The sequence below is a fragment of the Providencia sp. PROV201 genome (assembly GCF_028479545.1).
Classification (GTDB): domain Bacteria; phylum Pseudomonadota; class Gammaproteobacteria; order Enterobacterales; family Enterobacteriaceae; genus Providencia; species Providencia huaxiensis.
This window is the reverse complement of record NZ_JAMPNW010000008.1, coordinates 25796-38272: the sequence shown is the minus strand read 5'-3', so window position 1 is coordinate 38272 and position 12477 is coordinate 25796. Positions and strand designations below refer to the sequence as shown.

Below are 12477 nucleotides of genomic sequence, written 5' to 3'. Positions count from 1 at the left end.
GCAAATCCTTTGTCGATTTATTATGTCCTGCGTTTGACTGCTAATTTTTGGGCAACAAGGTAACCTGAACCGCCACCCAAACCGGGGCCGGGGTGCGTTGAAGCGCCAATATGAAAAAGGTTTTTGACTGCAGTTTGATGTGTTTTTGTCTGGCCAGTCGCTGCGAAAGGCCGCAACCAGAAGAACTGATCGGGGGAGCACGTTCCTGAATAAGGATCGCCACCAACAAGGTTACAGTTGTCGTTTTCTAAGTCAGCGGGAGAGATTGCCTTACGTCCCACTATCAAATGAGAAAAGCCAGGCATTACCAGCTCTAAACGCTGTTGAATTCGATCGGCAACAGCCTCTCGCACTTGCTCATTCCAGCGTCCATCATCGGGTATTGAAATTTCACCAGCAGAATCCCCTTTTAAGACTCGAGGTAACTCTTGCATCTGGATCCATAAGATCCACCCACCATCGGGGGCTCGACTGGGATCAAGTGCGGTAGGTTGGCCAATACCAAATGTCGGTTTATCGGGTAAATAACCATTATTTGCCTGTGTCACCGACAAACACACCTGCTCCATGCTTTCAGTGAAATGCACCAGTGGTACATTTAACAGCTCAGGATTGCACCAAGGGAGAGGGGCGCTTAAAGCAAAATGAATTTGCATACCTGCACGCCCATAACGGTAACCTCTCGCTTTTTCCCTCACTTGTGGCGAAATATTTTCGAGTAATGAACCATACAACTGTGTTGGGGTAACGTTACAAACCACGCTTTCAGAGGCTGCAATGACTTGCCCATTCACCTTCACACCTGTTGCCCGTTGGTTTTTCCCCTCACCTGTGGTGATGATTTTTTCAACGTGCATACCCGTTTTTAACTGACCGCCGTGCGCTTCAATAACCTTTGCAAACGCTTCCACGATACGAGCGCTACCGCCTTTCACCACAGGCATGCCACCAGCGACCACCGCGGCAAAAGTCAATTTGCCAATTAATGCAGAACTGGCTTCATCCGGCCCAAGTCCGGTATGTAATACCCATGGCGCCATCAAAGCTCGGCTAAAATCGTGCTGTAATTCACGTTCTGACCAACGGCGAAAGCTTTCTATTCCGGCTTTTGCAAAATCAAGCAAGCCATCGACCCCACGTTTTCGCCATTCTGAAAATAATAATTTCAGCATATTGGCGCTGTATGGGTTTTGCCCTAATAAGCCAAATGTGAGCGCTGCATCTTGTGTAAATAGCTGTTCCGCCATCTTACGAAATGCAAGGCCATCCCCCGGAGCCAACTGGTCGAGCTGCTTGGCCGCTTCAGAAATATCGCGTTTTAGCGCTATTGATTGGCCATCCGGTTGCACTAGACCCGTTGAATAATCACATTGTGCAAATTCTAATCCATACTGCTTTAAATAGGGTTCGAGCTCTTGGTAGCCAGGGCTACCAACAAATAAGGAGTACCAACAAGAAAGGAGATCGTGGGTATAGCCCTCAAATAAATTCTCAGTGCGGATACAGCCCCCTAAGCGATCATTTCGCTCAAGAACGAGGACGGATTTTCCACGTACTGCCAACAAGGCAGCACACATCAAGGAGTTCATCCCACTGCCCACCACAATGACCTGAGGGGTTGAGTTTGTTGTCATACCTCACCCCACAAGTGCGAGTACACGTAATGGGCTGCCTGAGCCACCTTCAATTTTAAGTGGCGCAGCAACAATCACGACACCAGTCGCAGGCAGTTTGTCGAGGTTCGTCAAACATTGCAGGCCATATTTATTGTGACCATGCATTAAAGTATGGCAAGGGTAAGGTACTGGCCAACTATATGACTGCCCTGCATCCGTATTTATAGTTTCAACACCAAACCCTTTAACATCACGCTGGTGAATAAGCCATTCTACCGCTTCTTGAGATGGCCCCGGCGTGTGCGCACCATCTTCACGCATACTGACATAGGCAACTGGGTCATTCGCCTTTTTCGACCAATCAGTTCTAAAAAGTACCCAAGCGGCTTTAGGAATTGTGCCGTGCTTTTCTTCCCACTTTTGCAGAAACTCGACAGTTAATACCCAGTCAGGGTTTTGAGCCACTTCCGCACTGGCATCGACCACAACAGCTGGCGCTACAAAGTTTTCCACTGGAATGGTGTCCACCGTATTATTGATTTGGTCTTTACCGCTAATCCAATGAATTGGCGCATCAAAATGCGTCCCAGTATGTTCTCCGCAACTAAAATTATTCCAATACCATGCAGGGCCGTTATCATCGTAGCGAGAAATCTGTTCCATGCTAAATGACCAGACTTGCCCGAACTGTTCAGGCAATTGCAGAGCTGGAAATGAAGGCGATAACGTTTGTGTCAGGTCAATAACTTGAATGTTCCCTTCCTGCAATTGTGTTGCGAATGTCATTAATACTTGCTGGTTCATAGTCTCTTCCTCACTTAAGGCGCGTCATGTAATGCAGTAAAACTACCGCCATGGAACACTAGTGGCTTACCCGTTTCACTGCCGATACGGCGAACATGCCCCACCATCAATAAGTGGTCGCCAATCGTGTCTTGTTTATGGTTTTCACATACCAATGTCGCTATCGCTCCGTGCAATGCGGGAATACCTTCTGGTGTAAGGTGAATCGCCACATCTTCAAATTTATTTTCGATACGCGGGTTCGCAAAACGCATTGCAAGTTCTTGGTGCCCGTGACCTAAGATATTGATAGTGAAATGAGAGCAATCACGAAATACGGATAAGTTTGGTGAATGGTTAACTAAGCTCCATAGCACTAGCGGTGGGTCAAGTGATAGCGATGCAAACGAGTTGATAGTCAACCCAACATCACGGCCATCTGCAGTTCGAGTGGTAACAATCGCAACCCCTGTTGGATAGCACCCCAGCAGATTACGCAATATTTTTGATTCAAATTCGGTATCGCCCCATTCCCTATCACACATGAGTGTATCCTCTGCAATCATAGACATACTGATATCCCCCATTAAGCTCGAGCTTCTTCCATCATTTGCGATTGAATATAGGCCTCACAGGCAGCCCCATCTTTCCACCAAGGGAATAATACAGGCGGGTAATTAAAGGCATTGGCGATGGTGTGTGCTAAGGATGGCAACTGCTGGGCTGCATCTAATAAGTGTAAAATATGGGGCTCAGGAGGGGCGAGTAAGGAATTGGTCCATTCCACAACATGGCGGCCATACTTCCAGAACTGCTCAAATGTGTCATTCATCCACTCGGCAGTGTAAGGCTTGTCACCATGGGCTAAAATAGCGTCATAATAGACTTTACAAGCCTTGGTGGCATTATTTGAACCTTGCCCCGTTAGTGGGTCATTGGTTACTAATGCGTCTCCTAGACCAAACACAATGTTGCCTGATGGTAGAGTTAACACCGGTTTTCTCACTGTTGGTGCAAATCTTCCGGCTAAGATGCCATTATCATCAGTTAACTCAACATGATGACAGCGCTCTGCTTCCCAAGGTAAATAGGTATTGAGAATTTTTTTACTGTAAGCCAAGTGTTCCTGTGGAGTACGTGCGTCATTCCACTGATCCATCGGCCCGCCGGGGATCCCTTCAAACACCATAATGTGGCAATCACCGCTATTCGTCAGTGATGGGAATACAAAATACTCACCAACACCGGGGATCAAGTTGAAAGAAACTTGTGAGAACTCTGGCGTTGGTAACATGCCATGCACATAAGTCAATGCCAAGGCGCGTTGTGGTTTGTCATAAGGTGAGCGGCTAGCATCGCGCTCAAGCAGTTTAACAATTTCCCCTTTTCCACCCGCTAACACGACTAAATCATGCGTTTGCGCTAAGTGTTCCAGTTCTGCGACACCAACATCTTCAATACGTAAATTACCGCCACGAGCAGCAAATAACTCCATCCAGTAAGGCATTTTGATACGTTGGTCGACCGCTTGGGCATAATTATCGAGGCGCGAACGCCAAGAAATCACTTTTTCCCCTGCTTTTTCGGGATGAGGAACGGTAAAACCAATGCCTTCAACTGGAGGGCACTGTTCTTCCCAAAAATTAATCCCTAAATCACGTTCAAATTGCAGTGAAATATCGAACATGCACTGGCTCGACATCACTCGGCCATTTTTAACATCATCTGGAGTGCGGTTTGTTGCAACCGTGACTTCATAACCTTTATTGAGTAGGCCTAAAGCTAATGGCATACCCGCTTGACCACCACCGACGATAGCAATACGACGCATAGTATTTTCCTCTACAAAATAGTTAAAGTGGTGTCTTACTGTGCAAGACGGGGAATTGCGGGTTTAGCCTGTTCAGGCCCCATAGCGGAATAACCGCCATCGACAGCGTAATCTGCACCTGTAACAAAACTGGCCAAATCAGATAGCAGGAACGCGACAACTTGAGCGACTTCTTCCGGGTCACCGACGCGTTTTAATAAGTGGTAATCAGCGGCAACACGGTCTGTTTTTTGACGGTCACCCCCCGTGATTTCATCCATAACTCGGGACCAAGTCCACCCCGGAGAAACGGAATTCACACGAATTCCTTCAGCCGCATAATCCATTGCTTGGCTACGAGTTACCTCCAACATAGTGGCTTTAGAGGCGGGATAGAGCCAGCGGCCTGTTTGGGCGACAGAAGAAGAAATACTGGTAAAATTGACGATGGCGCCTTTGCCTGATTTTGCGAAATGCACTTTGGCAAACTGCGCTGCCATCACCGCACTCACCACATTAATATTCAACGCAGTAAGCCAATCCTGCCTTGTAGATAACTGGCCTTCATCAAGATAAGTGGCGGCCAGATTAACTAAAAAATCGAGTTGGCCATATTTTTGCGCAACACGGTCAATGCCTTGTTTAAGTTGTTGGTCGTCAGTGATATCGACAGGAAGAAAATCAATATTGGGCTCACTTTGAGCTACCTTTTCACCATTCAAGGTATCAATATCAAAAATCGTGACTTTAACGCCGTAGTCACTTAATACCTTCGCAACGGTTGCACCAATTTTGGTCGCTCCCCCAGTCACAATGGCAATCTTATTATTCAAGCCTTTCATCTTTGCTACCCTCTTTTCTTCTCACTTAGTTACAATGAGTTCACAAAAAATTAACACAACGAATAGTTACGCAAATATGTTGGAAAGGGGTAGCCGATGGACGCAAAAAATATCCACTATGTGCGGTAATTTAAATAGCAAGGTGATGATATAAATCGTTAAATAGCCACTTTCAGCAGTGGCTATCCAAATAATGAAAAGTATGATTAATCGCAGAAATTAATAAAGTAACTCATGGACGCTCTAAAATACGGGCACCGGGTCCTCTCCTACCAAGTACATCATCAGGGTTACGCAACGGGCAGTCACTGAGTGATAAGCAACCACAACCAATACAGTTATCCAATTCATTACGTAAACGAGTCAATTGCCGAATACGCTTATCTAAAGACTTACGCCACTGTGTCGACATCTCCTTCCATTGCTCTGAAGTTAGTGCGCTATTTGCAGGGAAACGCCCTAATGCCTCTTGAATTTCATGTAATGGGATCCCCGTACTTTGTGCAACTTTAATAATGGCGATATAACGAAGGACAACAGAATGAAATCGTCGCTGATTCCCTTGAGTGCGAGTACTTTGAATTAGCCCCTTTGATTCATAAAAATGGACTGTGGAGACAGGCACTCCAGCGCGTTTTGCCACCTCACCCACCGTTAATGCCCGCGTAAAATCAATTTTTCTCCCCTCATTTTTCTGAGGTTTTATCGTTTTTGTGTCTTTGTCCGCCATTTTAGCTCACCTTTGCTTGACCTCAACTTAACTTAAGGTTTTATAGTGCGACCCTGCTAGTTTGTCAATTGAGGTTATTTTTTAAAGGGGATAGGTTTATGCCATCGGTGATTACCAAAATGTTAGAAAGCAATAGCTTATGGCTTATTGCTCGCTTACTAATCTTGGTTTTATTTATTTCATCTGGTTTAGCCAAAGTTTTTGATTATGAAAATAGTCTGGCTGAAATGCGTGCTGCAGGTCTTCACCCAGATTGGTTTTTCAATATTGCTTCTGCTGCTGTCATGTTAGTTGGCTCCGTTCTTGTGCTATTTAATCGTCTTTTATGGCTTGGTACTGGGGCATTAGCCGTGTTTTTGTTCCTCACTATTGTGGTTGTCCACACCTTTTGGAGCTACACGGGAGAACAAGCTCAAATCGCGATGTTTTGGGCTGTTGAACATATCGCCGTTATTGGGGGCTTAATCGCTATCGCCATTGCAGGGCATTTTAGAGGTCTTTATTTCGCGCTAAAAGCGCAGAAATAGAAGGAAAATTTAATGAATAAAAAAACAATAATGACACTTTGTTCCGTTTTAGTTGCTGTTGGGGCGGGTAGCGCGATTTATTCGACCTATGCCCAAAATGAAGAAGACGAACAAGCAGCCTACCAGTATCCACCCGTAAAAGTGGCGTTGGCACCTGTTAGCTTAGATACCGCACCTCGCACTTTTTACGGTGTGGGTGAATTAGAAGCTGGCAGCCAAGTCTTAGTCGCGGCGGAAACCAATGGCCGTATTACGAAAATTGCATTTGAATCTGGCCAACAAGTCAAAAAAGGCCAATTATTAGTGCAACTCAATGATGCTGTTGAACAAGCTGATTTATCACGCTACCAAGCACAGTTGCGTAATGCGGCTCGCTTATACGAAAGAACCCGTTCATTATCTGCGCAACATTTAGTGGCAGAGGCTCAAGTAGATAGCACGCGTGCTGAACGTGATATTGCCCAAGGCCTGATCCGCCAAACCCAAGCATTGATTGCGCAAAAAACAATCCGCGCCCCGTTCGATGGGACAATCGGTATTCGCCAAGTTCATGAAGGGCAATATTTAAACCCCGGTGAAGCCATTGCCAGCTTGGTGGATACCCAAACCTTAAAGCTCAATTTCTCTTTAGATGAACAGGCCTCACCGGAACTGCATCAAGGACAAATTGTTGATATTACGGTGGATGCTTATCCCAATAAAACATTCCCAGCCCGTATTACGGCCATTGACCCACTCATCGGTAAGTCACGCACTATCGCCCTGCAAGCCACTCTAGAAAATAGTGATGGCACATTAAGAGCCGGGATGTACGCCAATGTGAATGTGGTTCGCCAAGCCAGTAATGAAGTCATTACGATCCCAGAAACCGCTGTTACATATACCGCCTATGGCGATACCGTGTTTATTACACAAGGTGAAGGGGATGCGATGACCGTCAAGCGCGTATCTGTGAAAACAGGGCAACGTTGGGATGGCAAAATTGAGATAGAGCATGGATTGAGTGCTAACGATAAAGTCGTTACCTCTGGGCAATTACGCTTAAATGACGGCTCTGCTGTCACCCCAGTTGCTCAAGATACATTGTCTGAACCTATCGCTAACATGGCTCAAGGTTCATAAGGAAGGCGCAATGAAATTTACTGATATTTTTGTTCGCCGACCTGTTCTGGCCCTCGTAGTCAGTGCGCTAATTGTGTTAATTGGCTTATTTGCGTTGAGTAAGTTGCCTATTCGCCAATATCCACAGCTAGAAAGCTCGACGATCACCATTGCTACGCAATACCCTGGCGCATCGGCTAAATTGATGCAAGGTTTTGTGACGCAACCCATCGCACAAGCGGTTTCCTCAGTGGAAGGCGTCGATTATCTGTCCTCATCTTCAGTACAAGGAAGCAGCCTTGTCACGGTACGAATGGAACTTAACCGAGACTCAACCCAAGCCCTTGCGCAAGTCATGGCGAAGGTGAACCAAGTTCGTTATAAATTACCGAAAGAAGCTTATGACCCTGTGATTGAGCTTTCCTCTGGAGAATCCACTGCGGTTGCTTATATCGGTTTTTCCAGTACCAATTTATCCATTCCAGCCCTGACAGACTATATTTCTCGCGTTATTGAACCAATGTATTCCTCAATTGACGGTGTCGCTAAAGTTCAAGTCTTTGGTGGCCAACAGTTAGCAATGCGTTTATGGCTGGATGCTGATAAATTAGCCGGCCGGGGGCTAACTGCGGCAGATGTTGCGCAAGCGGTTCGCCAAAACAACTACCAAGCAGCTCCCGGTAAAGTCAAAGGCGAGTTCGTAATTTCTAATGTTTATGTCAATACCGACCTCACTAATGTCGATGAGTTTCGTGATTTAGTGATCCGCAATGACGGTAACGGGTTAGTACGTTTAAAAGATGTGGGAACCATTGAATTAGGAGCCGCTTCCACTGAAACCAGCGGTTTAATGAATGGTGAACCCGCAATTTACCTTGGTTTATTTGCCACACCAACCGGTAACCCACTGGTAATCGTTGACGGCATGAATCAATTAATGCCAGACATCACCAAAACATTACCTCCCGGTGTTAAAGTCGAAATGGCATTTGAAACTTCGCGCTTTATTAAAGCGTCTATTGACCAAGTTATTAACACCTTAGTTGAAGCGTTACTAATTGTTATTGCCGTTATTTACCTGTGTTTAGGGTCAATTCGCAGCGTGATCATCCCAATTTTAGCTATTCCCCTATCAATGTTAGGTGCTGCTGCATTGATGATGGCATTTGGGTTTAGTATTAACTTACTCACGTTACTCGCCATGGTATTAGCGATTGGTCTCGTCGTCGATGATGCTATCGTGGTGGTTGAAAACGTCCATCGCCATATTGAAGAAGGGAAATCACCGGTTTTAGCGGCTTTAATTGGCGCTCGTGAAGTGGCAGGTCCCGTTATCGCGATGACGATCACCTTGGCAGCGGTATATGCCCCAATAGGGCTAATGTCTGGGTTAACGGGTGCTTTATTTAAAGAATTTGCGCTCACGTTGGCTGGTGCGGTGATTGTTTCCGGTATTGTAGCGTTAACCCTCTCCCCTGTTATGAGTTCCTTCATGTTAAACTCAAAACAGAATGAAGGACGTATGGCGCGTATGGCAGAAACTTTCTTTTCTACCTTAGCCCACTACTATACCATTGTATTGAATTTCTCTTTGAAAAACCGTTGGTTAACAGGTGTTATTGCCATTGGTGTATTCATTAGTTTACCACTGCTTTATCAATCTGCTCCTCGTGAATTAGCCCCTGTAGAAGACCAATCTAGCGTATTAACCGCTATCAAATCGCCTCAGCACGCTAACCTCGAGTACGTAGAACGTTTTTCACGTAAATTACATGATGTTTTCATGGAGTTACCGGAAACCGAGAGTACTTGGATTATTAACGGAACCGATGGCCCTTCCGCCAGCTTTGGGGGAACTAACTTGACATCATGGGAGCAACGCGACCGCGTCGCGTCTGAGATCCAAGGCGACTTACAAGGGCGTGTTGGTGATGTCGAAGGGAACAGCATTTTCGTTTTCCAATTGCCCGCATTACCTGGTTCAACCGGTGGCTTACCAATCCAAATGGTTCTCAGAAGCCCGCAGGACTATTCCGTACTCTATAAAACCATGGAAGAGATCAAGCAACAAGCACGTGAAAGTGGCCTGTTTATGGTGGTAGATAGTGATCTTGACTACAACAACCCAGTAGTAGAAATCCGCATCAACCGTTCAAAAGCGAATAGCTTAGGCATTCGTATGCAAGATGTCGGTGAATCGCTGACCTTATTAGTGGGAGAAAACTATATTAACCGCTTTGGGATGGATGGCCGTTCCTATGATGTGATCCCGCAAAGTATCCGTAGCCAACGCCTGACACCGGAAGCCCTTTCTCGCCATTATGTAAAATCGGAAGCGGGAACGATGATCCCACTCTCAACCGTGGTCGATATCAACACCCAAGTGGAGCCAAATAAACTCACACAATTTAATCAGCAAAATGCTGCCATTTTCCAAGCAATACCGGCTCCTGGCGTCACGTTAGGCCAAGCTGTTGCCTACTTAGACGAGATAGCCAATGAGCTACCCGCCGGTTTTAGCCATGACTGGCAATCAGATTCGCGCCAATATAAACAAGAAGGAAACACCCTCGCCTTTGCCTTTATGGCGGCGCTCATCATTATTTACTTAGTCTTAGCCGCACAGTATGAAAGTTTAGTCGACCCATTGATTATCTTGATTACTGTTCCACTTTCAATTTGTGGTGCGTTAATTCCATTGGCACTTGGCTATGCGACATTGAATATTTACACCCAAATCGGCTTAGTCACATTGATTGGCTTAATCAGTAAACATGGGATATTGATGGTTGAATTTGCCAATGAATTACAAACCAATGAAGGATTAGACAGGCGACATGCCATTCTCAAAGCGGCACAAATTCGTTTACGCCCAATATTAATGACAACCGCAGCAATGGTGATAGGTTTAGTTCCACTACTCTTCGCCACTGGAGCGGGAGCGAATAGCCGCTTTGGTTTAGGCTTAGTAATAGTCACCGGGATGTTAGTTGGCACACTATTTACCCTGTTTGTTTTACCGACCATTTATACCTTACTCGCCCGTAATCACAGTGCAACCGCGCTAACACCAAGGCGCTATGAGCTTGCCGAAGCGAATCGCCTAATCAAAGAAACTGAGGAGACGTCCCAATGAGAAATACGTTAACTAGCCGTCATCAACGTAACAACCGTACAATCGACGAAGTGGAAGTGAATGCGATGAGCAATAGCATGGCGATGCTATTAATTTATCATGGTCTCCCCGCGGGTCTGGAAAAACCCCATTCCACCTCAAACTCGAACACCTTAAATAAGCCTACGCGCTAAATGTAAATAGCCGCCAAACCTAAATGGTATGGCGGCTATTATCAAACAACATCCCAACCTACTATCGCTATTGGCCTTCATAAAAGGCTAAAACAAGATTACCTTCCCGAATAATAATTGGGTTGCCGGGTAATGCGTCCAACAATTCACGTTGGGAATTTTCTACGACAACCGCCACATCTTTATAATGATAATTTTTTAATAAATCAGGTAGCTGTTTTAAGCTATAAAACCGATTAGCGGCATCTGGGTATTTTAACCCGTAGCCTAACTCCCCAGTTTGGTGAAGCATCGTAATATCACTGCGTTTAAGTACCCATGCTAATGCCGTACCTAACCCGACATTATTGGTTAACAGTATAGGTTTATCCGCTAACTGACGATGATACTTCGCAATCACCTCTTGCGGGGTATTATTACTGGCAATACGCGATGGGATGATATGACCCACCGTTAAACTAATTGCCACCGTACACATTGCAGCTAAATACCAAAACCGTTGTTTGAAAGAGACCAAGGCAACCAATAACCAAAAAATAAACGCGCCCGCGGCTAACCATAACTTCCCACTTTCATCGGCCTGAAACACGCTCAATTTAGGGTAATAAGCAGAAGCAATAATTCCCCCAGCAATAACGAAACCTATCAATGAGTTAATCAATGCATTCAAACGAATAGGCCGTGTTTTTTTCTCCGTAAGTATTTTTTCAATGTAGGCAGCCATAAGAACCGCAATCGGTGCAATACATGGCAAAATATAGGTCAGTAATTTCCCTTTAGTAATACTGAAGAAAACAAATGGCACAAGAAACCACAATAGAAAATAAATATGTAACCCTTTTTGTTGCCATGCATGGCGTAGCGCACCAAAAAGGTAACCTAACCAAGGTAATACCGCGGCGAGCAAAATAGGAATATAAAACCAAAATGGGGATTTATTTTGCGCATTATTCGCCATAAAACGTTGAATATGCTCAACCCAGAAGAAATAATTCCAGAAATCAGGCTCACGGCTGGCAATAACAAAAGCCCAAGGCAAGCACACGACAAAAGCAGTAAATAGCGAGACAAATGAAAAAATAAACACTTCTTTGAATTGCTTAAAGTAAATAGCGGCAACCGAACAAACAAGCACAGGCAGCACTAACACAAGAAAGCCTTTTGTTAATACCCCTAACCCACAGGCTACCCCCATCATGATAAAAGCGAGCAATTGATGAGAGAAGGATTTTGTTGTTAACCCCCATTGGAAAAAGAAAATTACCATTGTGATAAATGCTGTCACGATGGGGTCAAGAATATTGTAGGTGCCGATAGTAAAAACCATCAACATGGAAAGATAAATAAACACCGCATTGAAAGCGAGCCGTGAGTTTTTCCAAGCCATTTTGGCACTGAGGTAAACAAATAGCCCACTGACTAATGTGCTAAATACCACGCCAAGGCGAACCGAAACGTTGTTTTCACCAAATAACATTTGGAAAATAGCCCCGACCCAATAACCAAAAATAGGTTTTTCAAAATAGCGGATATCTAAAAGTTCAGGAACGCTCCAATTATAACTAATAATCAATTCCCGGCTAATTTCTGCATACCGTAGTTCATCCGGTTGCCACAATAACCTACCGTTTAACGGTAAAAAATAGGTTACTAGAACAAAAGCAAATAACAGACACCATTTTAGGTAGGCAACTTTATTGTTTGCCATAATCATCTCATCTCAACCATTCTTGTTATTGATATTTAATAATTTTATTTC

Annotated in this window: 11 protein-coding genes; 4 read left to right on the top strand and 7 right to left on the bottom strand. The window is 44.9% G+C overall.

What is annotated here, in order from left to right:
* Positions 1-20: 20 nt before the first annotated feature.
* From PR809_RS08645 to soxR, 6 genes are all read right to left on the bottom strand, one after another.
* Positions 21-1634: a phytoene desaturase family protein gene (locus PR809_RS08645; RefSeq protein WP_272524507.1), complete on the bottom strand. Its 1614-nt coding sequence runs from the start codon at positions 1632-1634 to the stop codon at positions 21-23.
* Between the two features lie 3 nt (positions 1635-1637).
* Complete coding sequence (locus PR809_RS08640) at positions 1638-2420, bottom strand: cyclase family protein (protein WP_102139160.1); 783 nt, start codon at positions 2418-2420, stop codon at positions 1638-1640.
* A gap of 14 nt (positions 2421-2434) precedes the next feature.
* Complete coding sequence (locus PR809_RS08635) at positions 2435-2971, bottom strand: flavin reductase family protein (protein ID WP_229597520.1); 537 nt, start codon at positions 2969-2971, stop codon at positions 2435-2437.
* A 14-nt stretch (positions 2972-2985) separates the two neighbouring features.
* On the bottom strand, positions 2986-4230 hold the full coding sequence (locus tag PR809_RS08630; protein ID WP_166267227.1) for a styrene monooxygenase/indole monooxygenase family protein: 1245 nt from the start codon (positions 4228-4230) through the stop codon (positions 2986-2988).
* Between the two features lie 35 nt (positions 4231-4265).
* Complete coding sequence (locus PR809_RS08625; RefSeq protein ID WP_102139162.1) at positions 4266-5051, bottom strand: SDR family oxidoreductase; 786 nt, start codon at positions 5049-5051, stop codon at positions 4266-4268.
* 232 nt (positions 5052-5283) lie between these two features.
* Entirely contained in the window at positions 5284-5781 is a 498-nt protein-coding gene (gene soxR / locus PR809_RS08620) for a redox-sensitive transcriptional activator SoxR (protein ID WP_102139163.1), read from the bottom strand.
* A gap of 98 nt (positions 5782-5879) precedes the next feature.
* Here soxR and PR809_RS08615 point away from each other — a divergent pair, with 98 nt between their 5' ends.
* Genes PR809_RS08615 through PR809_RS08600 form a run of 4 tightly spaced genes read left to right on the top strand, consistent with a single transcriptional unit; the run spans position 5880 to position 10718 of the window.
* Positions 5880-6308 carry a DoxX family protein gene (locus tag PR809_RS08615; protein WP_102139164.1) on the top strand — a complete coding sequence of 143 codons (429 nt, stop codon included), beginning with the start codon at positions 5880-5882 and terminating at the stop codon, positions 6306-6308.
* A 12-nt stretch (positions 6309-6320) separates the two neighbouring features.
* The gene (locus tag PR809_RS08610) at positions 6321-7430 is read left to right on the top strand and encodes an efflux RND transporter periplasmic adaptor subunit (RefSeq protein ID WP_206276109.1); all 1110 of its coding nucleotides are present in this window, start codon (positions 6321-6323) and stop codon (positions 7428-7430) included.
* Between the two features lie 10 nt (positions 7431-7440).
* Positions 7441-10545, top strand: a complete 3105-nt coding sequence (locus PR809_RS08605) for a MexW/MexI family multidrug efflux RND transporter permease subunit (protein WP_102139166.1) — start codon at positions 7441-7443, stop codon at positions 10543-10545.
* Positions 10542-10718: a hypothetical protein gene (locus PR809_RS08600; RefSeq protein ID WP_195698127.1), complete on the top strand. Its 177-nt coding sequence runs from the start codon at positions 10542-10544 to the stop codon at positions 10716-10718. Before PR809_RS08605 ends, PR809_RS08600 begins: the two co-directional genes overlap by 4 nt.
* 67 nt (positions 10719-10785) lie before the next feature.
* On the opposite strand, the gene arnT is transcribed toward PR809_RS08600, so the two are convergent.
* Complete coding sequence (gene arnT, locus PR809_RS08595) at positions 10786-12432, bottom strand: lipid IV(A) 4-amino-4-deoxy-L-arabinosyltransferase (protein WP_206276110.1); 1647 nt, start codon at positions 12430-12432, stop codon at positions 10786-10788.
* Positions 12433-12477: the final 45 nt, after the last annotated feature.